The 15,341-nt window shown below is 33.6% G+C and carries 16 protein-coding genes; 15 read left to right on the top strand and 1 reads right to left on the bottom strand.

Features of this window, described 5'->3' with window-relative positions; translation table 11 throughout:
• Positions 1-160 precede the first annotated feature (160 nt).
• The 5 genes from AC000W_RS05480 (at position 161) to AC000W_RS05460 (ending at position 4,871) form a co-directional block, all read left to right on the top strand.
• Complete coding sequence (locus AC000W_RS05480) at positions 161-991, top strand: prephenate dehydratase (RefSeq protein WP_474746692.1); 831 nt, start codon at positions 161-163, stop codon at positions 989-991.
• Positions 988-2,133, top strand: a complete 1,146-nt coding sequence (locus AC000W_RS05475) for a pyridoxal phosphate-dependent aminotransferase (RefSeq protein WP_474746690.1) — start codon at positions 988-990, stop codon at positions 2,131-2,133. Before AC000W_RS05480 ends, AC000W_RS05475 begins: the two co-directional genes overlap by 4 nt.
• Before the next feature lie 4 nt (positions 2,134-2,137).
• Positions 2,138-2,998: a prephenate dehydrogenase gene (locus AC000W_RS05470; protein WP_474746689.1), complete on the top strand. Its 861-nt coding sequence runs from the start codon at positions 2,138-2,140 to the stop codon at positions 2,996-2,998.
• Positions 2,999-3,007: 9 nt separating this feature from the next.
• Positions 3,008-4,090 (top strand): chorismate mutase, encoded by a 1,083-nt coding sequence (locus AC000W_RS05465; protein ID WP_474746688.1) that lies wholly within the window; start codon positions 3,008-3,010, stop codon positions 4,088-4,090.
• Between the two features lie 106 nt (positions 4,091-4,196).
• Positions 4,197-4,871 carry a head GIN domain-containing protein gene (locus AC000W_RS05460; RefSeq protein ID WP_474746686.1) on the top strand — a complete coding sequence of 225 codons (675 nt, stop codon included), beginning with the start codon at positions 4,197-4,199 and terminating at the stop codon, positions 4,869-4,871.
• Positions 4,872-4,921: 50 nt separating this feature from the next.
• Here AC000W_RS05460 and AC000W_RS05455 read toward each other — a convergent pair whose 3' ends face one another.
• Entirely contained in the window at positions 4,922-5,362 is a 441-nt protein-coding gene (locus tag AC000W_RS05455; protein ID WP_474746685.1) for a hypothetical protein, read from the bottom strand.
• 97 nt (positions 5,363-5,459) lie between these two features.
• On the opposite strand from AC000W_RS05455, the gene rsgA reads away from it, so the two are divergent.
• The 10 genes from rsgA (at position 5,460) to AC000W_RS05405 (ending at position 15,341) form a co-directional block, all read left to right on the top strand.
• Positions 5,460-6,410: a ribosome small subunit-dependent GTPase A gene (rsgA, locus tag AC000W_RS05450; RefSeq protein WP_474746684.1), complete on the top strand. Its 951-nt coding sequence runs from the start codon at positions 5,460-5,462 to the stop codon at positions 6,408-6,410.
• Complete coding sequence (dtd, locus tag AC000W_RS05445) at positions 6,411-6,863, top strand: D-aminoacyl-tRNA deacylase (protein WP_474746682.1); 453 nt, start codon at positions 6,411-6,413, stop codon at positions 6,861-6,863.
• Between the two features lie 65 nt (positions 6,864-6,928).
• Complete coding sequence (locus tag AC000W_RS05440; RefSeq protein WP_474746681.1) at positions 6,929-8,833, top strand: DUF3857 domain-containing protein; 1,905 nt, start codon at positions 6,929-6,931, stop codon at positions 8,831-8,833.
• A 36-nt stretch (positions 8,834-8,869) separates the two neighbouring features.
• Positions 8,870-9,196 (top strand): nucleotide pyrophosphohydrolase, encoded by a 327-nt coding sequence (locus tag AC000W_RS05435; RefSeq protein WP_474746679.1) that lies wholly within the window; start codon positions 8,870-8,872, stop codon positions 9,194-9,196.
• A gap of 46 nt (positions 9,197-9,242) precedes the next feature.
• Positions 9,243-10,469: a 3-phosphoshikimate 1-carboxyvinyltransferase gene (locus AC000W_RS05430; RefSeq protein WP_474746678.1), complete on the top strand. Its 1,227-nt coding sequence runs from the start codon at positions 9,243-9,245 to the stop codon at positions 10,467-10,469.
• Between the two features lie 172 nt (positions 10,470-10,641).
• Positions 10,642-11,691, top strand: a complete 1,050-nt coding sequence (gene queA, locus AC000W_RS05425; RefSeq protein ID WP_474746676.1) for a tRNA preQ1(34) S-adenosylmethionine ribosyltransferase-isomerase QueA — start codon at positions 10,642-10,644, stop codon at positions 11,689-11,691.
• Positions 11,692-11,790: 99 nt separating this feature from the next.
• Complete coding sequence (gene rlmN, locus AC000W_RS05420) at positions 11,791-12,834, top strand: dual-specificity RNA methyltransferase RlmN (protein WP_474746675.1); 1,044 nt, start codon at positions 11,791-11,793, stop codon at positions 12,832-12,834.
• A gap of 129 nt (positions 12,835-12,963) precedes the next feature.
• Positions 12,964-13,941: a polyprenyl synthetase family protein gene (locus AC000W_RS05415; protein WP_474746674.1), complete on the top strand. Its 978-nt coding sequence runs from the start codon at positions 12,964-12,966 to the stop codon at positions 13,939-13,941.
• A gap of 118 nt (positions 13,942-14,059) precedes the next feature.
• Complete coding sequence (locus AC000W_RS05410) at positions 14,060-14,623, top strand: RNA polymerase sigma factor (protein WP_474746672.1); 564 nt, start codon at positions 14,060-14,062, stop codon at positions 14,621-14,623.
• A complete protein-coding gene (locus tag AC000W_RS05405) occupies positions 14,610-15,341 on the top strand; it encodes a hypothetical protein (RefSeq protein WP_474746670.1) in 732 nt (243 codons plus the stop codon). Before AC000W_RS05410 ends, AC000W_RS05405 begins: the two co-directional genes overlap by 14 nt.

Raw genomic sequence — 15,341 nt, 5'->3', positions numbered from 1 at the left:
TATAAGAAAATGACAAAACAATATTTCTGGAGCGGTTTTTACTTTTACTTCTTTTTTAAAAGAGGTACGGGACTGTTCTAGCATATTTTAAAAATATAGTAGATTATTAAAGTCCCGTGAAAACTGGGACTTTTTTATTGAATAAAATTTAACGTTTGCTTTGAGTTTAAGAATAGCCATACAAGGAATAAAAGGATCTAACCATCATCAAGTAGCTAGAGAATATTTTGGTGATGAAGTTGAGTTGGTGGAGTGCATGTCTTTTGATACTATGGTGAACCATTTAATTAACAAAACTGCGGATAAAGGTGTAATGGCTATTGAAAATTCTATTGCAGGATCCATAATCCCTAATTATGCACTTGTGGCCAATAATAGCTTGCACATCATTGGAGAACATTATTTAAATATTCACCACAATTTGATGGGGTTGAAAGGTCAAACAATAGAAGATATTAATGAAGTATCATCTCATCCAATGGCATTGCTACAGTGTAAAGAATTTCTAAAGAAATATCCACATATAAAATTAATGGAAGATGTGGATACTGCAGAAACAGCTAAGCGAATCCAAGACGGACAATTAAAAGGTATTGCTGCCATTGCCCCAAAAGTGGCAGCAGAATTATATAATTTGGAAATTATTGCAGATGAAGTACAGACCATAAATAATAATGTGACCAGGTTCATTATTATTAAGACCCAAAATAAAGCCTTGCCTGAAAATGAAATAAACAAAGCATCACTTAGATTTATCACAGACCATAAACGAGGAAGTTTAGCTGCTGTCTTAAATGTAATGAGTGATTGTAAGCTGAATTTAACTAAAATACAATCCTTACCTGTAATTGAAACACCATGGAAGTATGCCTTTTTCGTTGATGTTACCTTTGATGAGTATGCTGCTTTTTCAAAGGCAAAAGCCTTGTTAGAAATTATGGCAGAAGATTTTAGGGTATTGGGCGAATATAAAAATGCACGAATAGTATGATTACTGCCAATAGATTAAATACAGTACAGGAATATTACTTTTCCAAAAAGTTGCGAGAAGTTCGTGGACTTATAGCGGAAGGTAAACCTATTATAAATATGGGAATTGGTAGTCCAGATTTGGCACCATCAAAAGAAGTGCTCAATGCTTTGACAGAATCTATGAATGATGAAAAAGCACATCAATACCAAAGCTATCAAGGATTACCAGAATTAAGAGAAGCAATTGCCGATTTTTATAAAGAAAAATTTAATGTAGTTGCTAACCCTGTAAATGAAGTATTGCCATTAATGGGCTCTAAAGAAGGCATTATGCACATTAGCATGGCTTTTTTAAATGCTGGTGATGAAGTATTGATTCCTAATCCTGGGTATCCCACATATACATCTGTAACAAAATTGGTAGAGGCTAGACCAAAATATTATGATTTGGCAGCAAAAAATGGTTGGTTTCCAGATTTAGAAGAATTGCAAAAGAAAGATTTATCTAAAGTAAAATTAATGTGGACAAGCTACCCACATATGCCAACTGGGACAACTGTTACAAGACAACAACTAAAAGAATTAGTGGATTTTGCAAAAGACCACAAAATTTTATTGGTAAATGATAATCCATACAGTTTTGTGCTTAATAAAACTCCGATTAGCATTATGTCTATAGAAGGAGCCAAAGAAGTGGTTTTGGAACTCAATTCTTTGAGTAAGACCTTTAATATGGCTGGCTGGCGTGTAGGCATGGTTTTGGGAAGTTCACAACACATAAATGCAATTCTAAAAGTGAAAAGCAATATGGATTCTGGAATGTTCTACGGAGTTCAAAAAGGAGCTATTGTTGCTCTTAAAAGTGAAAAAAGTTGGTTTGAAGCATTGGATGAATTGTATACAACTAGAAGGAATTTAATGTTTCAATTAGTAGATAAATTGAATTGCACTTATGATAAAAATGCGGTGGGAATGTTTGTATGGGCAAAATTGCCCGATGGAATAAAATCAGCAGAAAAATATGTGGATGATTTACTATATGAGAAGAATATTTTCATTGCTCCCGGCACCATATTTGGTAGTAATGGTGAAGGGTATATTAGGTTTTCATTGTGTGTTAAAGAAGAAAAAATAAAAGAAGCTATAACTAGGTTTAGTTAGTAAAATGAATGTATTTGTAATCGGTATTGGGTTGATAGGTGGTTCTATGGCCAAGGATATAAAAGATGTTAATCCTAACACAATTATCCATGGTATAGATGTTAATGAAATACATTTAAGTGAGGCTTTGACCTTAAATATTATAGATAAAAAATCGTCCTACAAAGACTTAAAATTGGCCGACGTGGTCATTGTGACTATTCCGGTAAATGCAATGGTTTTAGAGTTGCCAAAGATTTTGGACATCGTAAATTCCGATGCTCTTGTTTTTGATGCTGGGTCAACAAAAGGTAATATTTGCAAAGCGGTTGAAAATCACTCTAAAAGAAGTAATTTTTTAGCGTGCCACCCTATTTCTGGTACTGAGTTTTCGGGTCCTTCGGCTGCTATTAATAATTTATTTGATGGCAAAGCCAATATAATTTGTGAGGTAGATAGAACTAGAGAAGATATTCATGCAAGAGCATTGATTCTTTTTAAGCAGTTGGGCATGCGAATTAGATATATGAATCCTAAGGCACATGATAAGCATATTGCCTATGTATCACACTTATCTCATATAAGTTCTTTTATGTTGGGAAAGACGGTGATTGAGAAAGAAAAAAATGAGCGAGATATTTTTGACATGGCTGGGAGTGGGTTTGAAAGTACGGTTCGTTTGGCAAAAAGTTCTCCTGCAATGTGGACACCTATTTTTGAGCAAAACAAAGAAAATGTAGTGGATACACTGGAGGAGTATATACACAACTTGGAGGCTTTTAAAGAAATGCTGAAGAACGATGATTATGACAGCATATATAATGAAATGAACAACACCAATAGAATAAAAGAAATATTAAACGGAATACCACAGAACAAAAAATAGAATATAGAGATGGAAAATAAAAAGGAAATGAGGACTTGGCTGGATGATATGAAATTAGATCATCCATTGGTAATTGCTGGGCCTTGCAGTGCGGAAACTGAGGAGCAAGTTTTAAGAATTGCCCATGAACTCAAAGATTCAGATGTAAATTACTACCGTGCGGGAATATGGAAACCACGAACTCGTCCAGGAAATTTTGAAGGCGTTGGGGCTTTGGGTTTAAAATGGCTCCAAAAAGTAAAAGAGGAAACAGGTTTAAAAACTACTACCGAGGTAGCAAATGCAGCACATGTAAAATTGGCATTGGAGTATGATGTGGATATGCTATGGATTGGAGCACGTTCTACTGTAAGTCCGTTTATTATGCAAGAAATTGCCGATGCTTTGGCAGGAACAGATAAAACGGTACTAGTAAAAAACCCTGTAAATCCAGACTTATCATTGTGGTTGGGAGGTATAGAAAGATTGTATACGGCTGGAATTAAAAACCTTGGAGCAATCCATAGAGGATTTTCTACCTATGAAAAAACTAAATACAGAAACATTCCAGAGTGGCAAATGGCAATTGAGTTCCAAAACAAATTTCCAGATTTACCTTTGATATGTGATCCTTCACACATTACAGGAAAAAGAGATATGATTTTTGATGTATCACAAACAGCATTGGATCTTAATTTTGATGGTTTGATGATTGAAACACATCATGATCCAGACAATGCATGGAGTGATGCTGCGCAGCAAGTAACCCCAGATTCTTTAAAGCAGATTATGAGGGATTTAAAAATAAGAAAGGAAACAAGTGAGGAAACAGAATATAGCAATAAATTAAATAACCTTCGTGCACAGATTGATGTAATTGATAACCAATTGATCAATACCCTTGGAAAGCGTATGAAAATCTCTGATGGAATCGGCACCATAAAAAGAGAGCGTAACGTAGCTGTTTTACAAAGCAATCGTTGGAATGAAATTCTTGGCAAAATGATTTTGGAAGGTGAAAAAGAAGGATTAAGTGAAGAGTTTGTTCTTAAAATGTTTAAGGCTATTCACCAAGAGTCCATAAACCATCAAGAAAAAGTAATTAACTCATAGTTATTTAAATCCCGGTGCTAGCACCGGGATTTTTTTGCATAATTTTCTGTATACTGTAACAGTTGTTGTTTTAAATAGTCTTTTAAAGAAATCAAAAGAACAAATCATGAAAAAATTAATTACCGCTTGTTTATGTCTTTTTTCTCTAACTGCTTTTTCTCAAAGAACAATGGATAAAGATGTTGGGAATTTTAACGAAATAAAGGTATTTGATCTTATAGAGGTCAACCTTATCAAATCTGATGAAAACAAAGTCCTTATTAAAGGTTGGAATGTGGATGATATTGTTGTGGTCAATAAAAATGGGGTGCTTAAAGTAAGAATGCAGTTGAATAAAAAATTCCAAGGGGAACATACTTTTGTTGAGGTTTATTATAAAAAATTGAATGTAATTGATGGCAATGAGGGAGCTAAAATTGTTTTCAACGAAACCGTAAAACAAGATGTAATAGAATTACGCACTCAAGAAGGCGCTAAAATTGTTGCTGGTTTGGATGTGGACTATGCCGAAATTAGAGCTGTAACTGGAGGCATTGTTCAGGCATCAGGTATAGCATCAGAACAGCAAGTGGTATTAAACACAGGTGGTGTTTATGAGGGCCGTGAACTCATTACTGAACTTTCTAATGTAAAAATTACAGCGGCAGGAGAAGCAGAAGTTTATGCAGAGGACCAAATAGATATCAATGTAAGAGCAGGTGGAGATGTATATGTATATGGCGATCCTAAAATTGTAAATAAAAGCACATTGGCCGGCGGCAGGATTTATATAAAAGACTAGAAACAAAAAACCCGGCTTTAAGTCGGGTTTTTTGTTCTTCAATGTTAAGTTTATTTCTTAAAAATATATCTTGTAATAAATATACCCTTTCCATCACCTTTGCCACCTTCGCTCTCAACAGCACTATTTACAAAGGCTAATTCCCAACCATCTGCTACCATAGTATTAATCATAGAAGTTATTAGAGCATCGTTAGCCGCAATGTTTTGAAAACGAATTCCACCAATGTTATAAAAATTTAACAATTTGGTTTCCTCAAAGTTTTTTACTCGAATTTCACCTCTATCAGATTTGTTTCTGGTATTGTCATCTTCTGTCTGTACAGAGGTAAACTCTTTATAATCTTTTTCTTCTAATGCATTTACAATTCTTGATCTACCCAATCCATTTGGAACAATAGACTCCACACTGGTGACTACTTTAAATTGTTGGGCACTAACATCAATTGTAGAGGCTAAAGCAAAGCAAGCAACTAATATGATTTTTTTCATAATTAAGTTATTTTTAATATTATTAAATTATACAGTTAACAAAGATATAGGATAGAATAAAATGATTGTTGTTTCTTTGTATAAATGTTAAAATTTAATGAAAGGCATAGTTTATAAATCTACTGGAAGCTGGTATACCGTTAAAACGGTCGAAGGTATTTTTTATGAATGTCGAATAAAGGGAAAGTTTAGAATTAAGGGAATAAAGAGTACAAATCCCATTGCTGTCGGAGACCGAGTTTTTTTTGATGTGGAAAAAATTGGAGACGATACAGTAGGTGTAATTACCGAAATTGAAGACAGAAAAAATTATATTATTAGGAAATCTGTTAATCTTTCTAAACAGACCCATATCATTGCAACGAACCTAGACCAGGTCTTTTTATTAATCACCCTTAACAACCCAACTACGTTTACCAGTTTTATAGATCGTTTTTTGGTAACGGCAGAGGCTTACCAAATTCCAGCCATTTTGCTCTTTAATAAAGTAGACACCTATAATGAAGAGGAACTAACAGAAATAAAATACTTGGCAGCTCTATATAGGAAAATAGGATATACTTGTATTGGAATTTCTGCAAAAACAGGAAAAAATGTTGATAAGGTGAAGGAATTGATGCTTGGTAAAACCAGTATGTTTTCTGGTCATTCTGGAGCTGGTAAATCTACCTTAGTGAATGCTATTGAAAAAGGTTTGAATATAAAAACAACTGAAATTTCTTCGCAACATTTACAAGGGCAGCATACTACAACATTTGCCGAAATGTATGATTTAGATATGGGTGCGCAAATTATAGATACCCCTGGAATTAAAGGGTTTGGAATTGTGGATATGGAGAAAAGTGAAATTGGTGACTATTTTCCAGAGTTTTTTGAGCTTAAGAAAAATTGCAAGTTTAATAATTGCATGCATTTAGATGAACCCAAGTGTGCTGTAAAGGAAGCATTGGAAATAGATGAGGTAGCTTGGAGCAGATACAAAAGCTATGTGACAATGGTGACAGACGAAGATGATAATTATAGAGTGGATATTTACGCAGAAAAATAAATGAAAGCTGTTATACAAAGAGTATCAAAAGCCAGTGTTACTGTGGATGGCAATGTTGTTTCAAAAATTGGGAAAGGATTATTGGTATTATTGGGAATTGAGGATGCCGATGCTAATGAAGATATTGTTTGGCTTTCCAATAAAATTTGTAATCTAAGAATTTTCAATGATGAAAAAGAAGTGATGAACAATTCATTAAAAGATGTAGATGGTGACGCCATAGTGGTAAGTCAATTCACTTTGCATGCTATGACCAAAAAGGGAAACAGGCCATCATATATTAGGGCATCAAAACCAGAAATTGCTATTCCATTATATGAAAAATTTATCACTCAAATTGAAATTGATTTAGGCAAGAGAGTGGGAACTGGTATTTTTGGCGCTGATATGAAAGTGGAATTGTTGAATGATGGCCCAGTCACTATTGTAATTGACACAAAAAATAAGGAGTAAATTATAGCATTTTAATAAGAAGTGTATATTTTTTACGTTTTAAAAACCTAAATAAAGCAGACTAAATGCGATTACTTTTCTTTTTTATCCTCACTCTATTTTTTAACTTTTCAGTTTCACAAAACATAGACTATTCTTTTGGGTCAATTTCTAAAGAGTTAACGGAAAATGCTAATGCAGTTGTTAGGTATAATGAGATGCACGTAGAATTGCTTTCTGTTAGGCAAATGAAAGTTAAGCACAGAAGGATAATAACCGTTTTGAATGAATCTGGGAATGAGCATGTGCAAGCATATATAGGATATAGTAAAAGCCTTAAGGTAAAGAATGCTCAAGCCATTATATATGACTCTTTTGGAAGTGTAATCAATAAGAAAAAGCAAAAAGATTTTATTGATGTAAGTGCCGTTGATGGAGGGACTTTGTATTCGGATTCTAGAGTATTGTACTTGGGATATATACCAATTCAATACCCCTATACTATTTCATTTTCATATGAGGTAGTCACTGACAATACGGGCAATATTCCATCATGGAATTTTTTGGACGGGTTTATGGTAAGTACTGAAAATAGTAGTTATAAATTAAGCTTTTCATCCCCAGAATTAAAACCAAATATCAAAGAAAAGAATCTTAAAGGATATAATATAGTAAAGTTAGAGGACAAGCAAAGTATTACATATAAGGCGAGTGATTTATCTGGGCTTAAAGAAGAAAGTCTAAGCCCTTCCTTTGGCAAGATTTCCCCTAGATTAATGGTAGGTGCTAAAAATTTTTACTACGGTGGTTACATGGGCACAATAAAAGAGTGGGACGATGTAGGAACGTGGATGTATACTAATCTTTTAAAAGATAGAGGAGAACTAATGCCAGCTACAATAGCTAAAGCAAAATCATTGGTGAGTAATGTTACGGACGATTTGGAAAAAGCAAAAATTATATATGAATATGTGCAACAAAATACTAGATATATTAGTGTTCAAATTGGTATTGGAGGGCTACAACCAATAAGCGCTATAGAAGTTGATAGACTAAAATATGGAGATTGTAAAGGATTGTCCAATTACACAAAAGCTTTATTAAATGCAGTAGGGGTTGCTTCCTACTATACACATGTTGAAGCTGGTAGGGATAAAATTGATTTCGAAAGCGATTTTGCATCTATTGGTCAAGGCAATCATGTAATACTGGCGATACCATACAATGAAAAATATTACTGGATAGACTGTACATCACAAATACACCCTTTTGGGTTTGTGGGAGATTTTACAGATGGTAGAAAAGTATTGGTAATTAAGCCAGATGGTGGTGAAATTGTCACTACCGAAACTTATCTAAATGAGGATAATTATCAAAAAACCTCGGCCAAAGTATTATTAAATAAAAATGGAAGTATTGTAGGAGATGTGGAAGTTCTAACAAAGGGCACACAATATGACAATCATTTTTATTTAAAGGACGAAGCAGAACTTGTATTGGAAAAATATTATAAAAATTACTGGAAGAACATAAACAATCTGGCGATTGAAAATTATCAATTTGAAAATGATAAGAATAATGTTAGATTTAAGGAATATGTGGAAATAAGCGCGGCTGAATATGCTATGGAAATGGATGGAAAACTATTACTATCTGCAAATATGTTTAACAACAATCAATATGTTCCCAATAGATATAGAAATCGAAAACTGCCTTTTGAAGTACAGCGTGGATATTTAGATGAAGACGAATATGTTATTCAAAAACCAGATGAATATAAAATTGTTGCCTTGCCTCAAAATATTTCAATAAAGAACAAATTTGGAGAATATGAAGTATCTTATATTTCTAATGAGAATGAAATAATTTTTAAAAGAAAGTTATTAATCAAAAAAGGAGATTATATTAATACAGAATATAATGACTACCGAAATTTTTGGAGGGAAGTGTCAAAGTATGATAATTCTAAAATAATATTAAATAAAATATAAGCTTATTGTCAACATTTTTTTAAATATAAATTATAGATGAACATACAAAACGCACAGAAAGTAGTTGATGAATGGATTAAGAAGCACGGGGTTCGCTATTTTAATGAGTTGACAAATATGGCACAGCTAACCGAAGAGGTTGGAGAAGTAGCGCGTATTATTGCACGCCGATATGGGGAACAAAGTGAAAAAGAGTCAGATAAAAATAAAGATTTGGGTGAAGAACTAGCTGATGTTCTTTTTGTGGTATTGTGTTTGGCAAACCAAACGGGAGTAGATTTGCAAGAAGCTTTCGATAAAAAATTGGATGTAAAGACCAAGCGGGACCACGATAGACACCAAAACAATAAAAAACTCAAATAACAATAGTATATTTGTGCTCCAATTTTAATGCAATAAACACGTACTATTGAAGTTACTTCTTTCTACTCCACCGAACAACCTAATACAAGCGAATATTAAAGTAACAGGTTCAAAGAGCGAATCTAACAGATTACTTCTTTTACAGGCATTGTTTCCTAATATCAAGATAGAAAACCTTTCAAATTCTGATGACGGCAGAGTAATGAAAAATGGATTGGGAATATCATTGGGTGAAGTAGATATTCACCATGCTGGTACAGCCATGCGTTTTCTTACAGCTTTTTTTGCATCACAAGAAGGAAAAGAAGTAGTACTTACCGGATCAAAAAGAATGAAAGAAAGACCTATCAAGGTTTTGGTAGATGCACTTAAAGAATTGGGTGCGAATATTGCTTATGAAATTAATGATGGGTATCCTCCATTAAAAATAAAGGGTAAGAAACTAACAAAAAGCAAAGTAAGTCTTCCAGCAAACATCAGTAGTCAATATATATCTGCCTTGTTATTGATAGCGCCGAGCTTGGAAAATGGGCTAGAGTTGGACTTGGTTGGTAAGATTACATCTGTACCTTATATTAAAATGACTTTGGGCTTACTCAATCAAGTTGGGGTAACAACTTTTTTCGAAGGCAATACAATTAAAGTGTCTCCAGAAATAAGTGTATTAGACAAAACAATGGTGGTGGAATCTGATTGGAGTTCTGCTAGCTATTTTTATAGTATTGTAGCTCTTAGTGAAGTTGGAACAAAGATATCTCTTAAATCCTATAAAAGTGATTCGCTGCAAGGAGATAGTGTTTTAACAGAATTATACAGGGATTTTGGTGTGGAGACTACTTTTTTGGAAAATCAACTAGTTTTAAGCAAGACATTAAATGCAGAACCAACCATAGATTATGACTTATCTAATGCTCCAGACATTGCTCAGACCATTGCTGTTACTTGTTTTGGATTAGGTTTAGGGTGTCACTTATCTGGCTTGCATACCCTAAAAATAAAAGAAACGGACAGGTTGGAAGCTTTAAATGCTGAACTTTCCAAATTGGGAGCTACTATTTCTGTAACAGATAAAACTTTGTTATTGGAACCATCCAATGAAATAAAAAGCAAAGTTGCAATTGACACATATAATGACCACAGAATGGCTATGGCTTTTGCTCCATTGGCATTGAAAACGGCAATAATAATCAATGATGCTGAAGTGGTTTCCAAGTCATATCCAGATTTTTGGAACGATATGGAGCAACTTCAAATTGGTGTAAAAGAACTTTAATTTTATTTAAATACGGTTTTACTTGACATCCCCTATGTCAGGATTGTATATTTGCCACCGCTAAACTTATAACACAAAGTTTAATTGTAATGTACTGCGTAAATTCTTGAGTGTATATCAATGTATTTAAGGACAAATTATAATTGACTTTGAAAAATATAAACTTAAACAAATGAAATTATCACATTTTAGTTTTGAACTTCCAGACAACTTACTAGCCGAATATCCTGCTGAGCATAGAGATGAATCCAAGTTAATGGTTGTTCATAGGGAGACTGGTAAAATTGAGCATAAAATGTTCAAGGATTTGATTAATTATTTTGATGAAGGAGATGTGATGGTGCTCAATAATACTAAGGTATTTCCTGCAAGATTGTATGGTAACAAGGAAAAAACTGGAGCTAGAATAGAGGTTTTTTTGTTAAGAGAATTAAATGAAGAACAACGTCTTTGGGATGTTTTGGTAGATCCAGCTCGTAAAATTCGTATTGGCAATAAACTATATTTTGGAGATGATGAGACTCTAGTGGCTGAAGTAATTGACAATACAACATCTAGAGGGCGAACACTTCGCTTCTTATATGATGGTTCCTATACAGATTTTAGAAGAAAATTAAGGGAGTTGGGAGAAACACCTCTTCCTAAGTATATTAAAAGAGATGTCGAGGCAGAAGATGAGAAAAGATACCAAACCATTTATGCTAAGCATGAAGGTGCTGTTGCTGCCCCAACTGCTGGCTTACATTTCTCCAAGCATTTATTAAAACGTTTGGAAATTAAGGGTGTGGATTTTGCAGAACTTACATTACATGTTGGTTTAGGTACTTTTAACCCTGTTGAGGTAGAGGATTTGTCCAAGCATAAAATGGATAGTGAAGAATTAATTATTGATGAAAAAGCCACGGAAATTGTGAATGCTGCCAAAACAAATAAAAGAAGGGTTTGTGCAGTAGGAACAACAGCTATGAGAGGTTTGGAAAGTGCTGTTTCTTCACAACATACTTTAAATACTTTTGATGGATGGACCAATAAATTTATTTTCCCTCCACATGATTTTAGTATTGCCAATTGTATGGTGACAAATTTTCATTTGCCAAAATCAACACTAATGATGATGGTCTCAGCTTTTATGGGTCATGATTTAATGAAAAAAGCATATAAAGAAGCCATTTTGGAACAATATAAGTTTTATTCCTACGGGGATGCCATGTTGATATTATAATATTATTAGATGTTGTTCCTACCGCAGTGGGAATCTCAAATTAAATATTAAAATCCCGTTTTTAAAGCGGGATTTTTTTGATTTCCTATCTTTAACCAAGTGAAGACGAATAATAAAAAAGATATAAGGTCATTGACCAAAGAGCAATTGCGAGCTTTTTTTTTAGAACAAGGTGACAAAGCTTTTAGGGGGAACCAAGTATATGAATGGTTGTGGCAAAAATCTGTTCATTCGTTTGATGGTATGACCAATATATCCAAAGAAACTAGGGAACTTCTCGACACTAATTTTGTAATTAACCACATTAAGGTGGACCAAATGCAGCGTAGCAAAGATGGTACTATAAAAAATGCAGTACGTCTACATGATGGTTTAATTGTAGAATCCGTTTTAATACCAACAAGTAAAAGAACTACAGCTTGTGTTTCTAGCCAGGTTGGGTGTAGTTTGGATTGTAAATTTTGTGCAACAGCACGTTTAAAACGAATGCGCAACCTTAATCCAGATGAAATTTATGATCAAGTAGTTGCCATTGATAACCAGAGTAAACTATACCATAACATACCCCTGAGCAATATTGTTTTTATGGGTATGGGAGAACCTTTAATGAATTATAACAACGTCCTTAAAGCTATAGATAAGATTACCTCACCAGAAGGTTTGGGTATGTCTTCCAAAAGGATTACTGTTTCAACATCTGGTGTGCCCAAAATGATCAGGAAAATGGCAGATGAAAAGGTGAAGTTTAAATTGGCGGTATCACTTCATTCGGCTATTGATGAAATTAGAACTTCTATAATGCCTTTTAATGCCAATTTCACTTTAAAGGAATTAAGAGAATCCCTTCAATATTGGTATCAGGCAACCAAAAATAGGATTACTTATGAATATGTGGTTTGGGAGGGTATCAACGATACTAAGAAAGATGTGGATGCGTTAGTGGATTTTTGCCGATTTGCACCTTCCAAAGTAAATTTAATTGAATACAACCCCATTGATGATGGGGCATTTCAACAAGCCTCCAACAAAGCTATAGAGATGTATGTAAATACCTTGGAAGATAATGGTATTACCGTTACGGTGCGCCGTTCTAGAGGCAAAGATATAGATGCTGCCTGTGGGCAATTGGCCAATAAATCATAGTAATTAATTGTAAACTTTGTTTTTGTAGGATTTTATAGCAACCTTAACTAAAAGTTGTCTCAAAACTTGTTAATTTAACTACTTTTATTCAACCAAACCTTTACTTTTCTTTTTGGAAAGAAATAGCCAGTGAAAATAGTATCGCAAATAAAGGAACCAATTAGGAGTGAAATGGAACTTTTTGAAAAAAAGTTCCATAAATCAATGTCTTCTCAGGTAGCTTTATTGAACAGAATCACCTACTACATCGTAAATAGAAAAGGGAAGCAAATGCGACCTATGTTTGTGTTTCTAACCGCCAAGTTATTAAATAATGGCGAAGTAAATGAACGTACTTATCGTGGTGCTTCGGTCATAGAACTAATTCATACAGCTTCTCTAGTACATGATGATGTGGTAGATGAAAGTAATAAACGCCGCGGGTTCTTTTCGGTAAATGCACTTTGGAAAAATAAAATAGCTGTTTTAGTGGGTGATTTTTTATTGGCAAGAGGAATGTTATTGTCTGTAGACAATGATGATTTTGATTTGCTAAAAATAATATCCGTTGCTATGCGAGAGATTAGCGAGGGAGAGCTCTTACAGATTGAAAAAGCTCGGAGGCTAGATATAACTGAGGATGTATATTATGAAATCATTAGGCAAAAAACAGCTACACTCATTGCAGCATGTTGTAGTATTGGTGCTTGTTCTGTAAAACCAGGGTCTAAGGATGTTGAGGCTTTTAGAAAATTTGGAGAACTTATAGGAATGGCATTTCAAATAAAGGATGATTTGTTTGATTATGGAGAGGATAGAATAGGCAAGCCTACAGGGATTGATATTAAAGAGCAAAAAATGACTTTACCCCTTATTTATGTGCTGAATCATTGTTCCAAAGAAAAGAAAAAGTGGCTTATTAATTCGGTAAAAAATCATAATAAAGATAAAAAAAGAGTCAAAGAAGTTATAAATTTTGTGAAAGAGCATGGTGGTTTGGAGTATGCCGTTGAAAAAATGCTCAATTTTAAAGAAGAAGCACTTTCACTTTTGGATACTTACCCAGAATCTGACTACAAAAGTTCACTAAAACTCATGGTGAACTATGTGGTTGATAGAAAAAAATAATTTAATTAACATATTGATAATTAAGTCATTAAAAACAATATAAAAATATATTCTATACTTCAAGCAACGCTTTTCAAACTCAATACGTCTATCTTTATAGAAGACAATATGTAAGGTTTTGAAAATAATTTCATTTTATAATAACGAGAGAAAATTAATTAGCAGGGCAATCTCAAATAATAGAGAAGCACAGCAGTTGATTTATGAAAGATTTGCACCTAAAATGCTGAGTGTATGTAGGCAATATATAAAGGATGCTCAGTTTGCAGAAGATGTTATGGTCAATGGCTTTGTTAAGGTCTTTAAGTACTTAGAAAATTTTAAATACGAGGGTAGTTTTGAAGGATGGATTAGACGCATCATGATTAGAGAATCTATTTCTTTTTTACGAAAAAAACAGTTTGTGGTTTTTGACAATGAACTGTATGAAAATGAAGCGCATGAAAATGTGTCCATTTCTTCTGGGATGGATGTGGAGCATATTCAAAAATTGATAGATGACCTACCCGAAGGATATAAAATGGTTTTTGTTATGTATGCAGTGGAAGGGTATAAGCATGTTGAGATTGCAGAGATGTTGAAAATATCTGAGGGCACATCCAAATCCCAATTATATAAAGCAAGAAAAATGTTGCAAGAAAAATTAAAAGAACAAAAATTTTTAGGTTATGGCACCCATTAAATTTGAAGACGAAATAAAGAAAAAGCTTGGGGAACGAAAAATTTCCCCATCAGAAAAAGCTTGGGAGCAGATTTCCAATAGGCTAGAAACTCCTAACTCTAAAAAGAAGAACAGTTTTGCTTGGTATGCGGTGGCTGCCAGTTTTATAGGTATACTTATAATTTCAACAGTGTTTTTCAATTCAGGAGATGCAATATCTGGTAATGGTGTAGAAATTGTTGATGAACCAATAGAAAACAAAGTAGAAGAAAAAAAATCTGAAATAGTAGTCCCGATTCTAAATGAAGAAGTATATGTAGCAGTAGAGGAGAACAAGCTGTTAGAGAAAGAAACAACGGGAAAGCGTAAAGAGATAAATATTAAGAAAGAAATGGTTGCGACTAATAATAAAAGTCAAGCCCAAAACATTAAGGAAAATCCATTATCTAATACGGAGAAAATAATAGATTCTAAAATCGCTGAAGTTGTAGCTCAAGTAAATTTAATGGAGAAAGACAATAATTTGTTAACTGATATGGAAGTAGATTCTTTGCTGAGAAAAGCGCAAACAGAAATACTTACCAATAAAATATTTATGGAAAACCAAAAAGTTGATGCCATGGCTTTACTTAATGAAGTAGAGGATGAGCTAGATAATTCTTTTAGAGATCAGATTTTTGATTCTTTAAAAAGTGGATTTCTAAAAGTTAGAACAGCCGTTGCAGACCGCAACAATTAG

It is taken from the genome of Saonia sp. (assembly GCF_056326165.1).
This window is presented reverse-complemented; position numbering and strand designations above follow the sequence as displayed.

Coding starts and splice junctions, on each gene's coding strand:
- AC000W_RS05475 (WP_474746690.1), top strand. CDS start 988: ATGATTACTGCCAATAGATTAAATACAGTACAGGAATATTACTTTTCC.
- AC000W_RS05470 (WP_474746689.1), top strand. CDS start 2,138: ATGAATGTATTTGTAATCGGTATTGGGTTGATAGGTGGTTCTATGGCC.
- AC000W_RS05465 (WP_474746688.1), top strand. CDS start 3,008: ATGGAAAATAAAAAGGAAATGAGGACTTGGCTGGATGATATGAAATTA.
- AC000W_RS05460 (WP_474746686.1), top strand. CDS start 4,197: ATGAAAAAATTAATTACCGCTTGTTTATGTCTTTTTTCTCTAACTGCT.
- AC000W_RS05455 (WP_474746685.1), bottom strand. CDS start 5,362: ATGAAAAAAATCATATTAGTTGCTTGCTTTGCTTTAGCCTCTACAATT.
- rsgA (WP_474746684.1), top strand. CDS start 5,460: ATGAAAGGCATAGTTTATAAATCTACTGGAAGCTGGTATACCGTTAAA.
- dtd (WP_474746682.1), top strand. CDS start 6,411: ATGAAAGCTGTTATACAAAGAGTATCAAAAGCCAGTGTTACTGTGGAT.
- AC000W_RS05440 (WP_474746681.1), top strand. CDS start 6,929: ATGCGATTACTTTTCTTTTTTATCCTCACTCTATTTTTTAACTTTTCA.
- AC000W_RS05435 (WP_474746679.1), top strand. CDS start 8,870: ATGAACATACAAAACGCACAGAAAGTAGTTGATGAATGGATTAAGAAG.
- queA (WP_474746676.1), top strand. CDS start 10,642: ATGAAATTATCACATTTTAGTTTTGAACTTCCAGACAACTTACTAGCC.
- AC000W_RS05405 (WP_474746670.1), top strand. CDS start 14,610: ATGGCACCCATTAAATTTGAAGACGAAATAAAGAAAAAGCTTGGGGAA.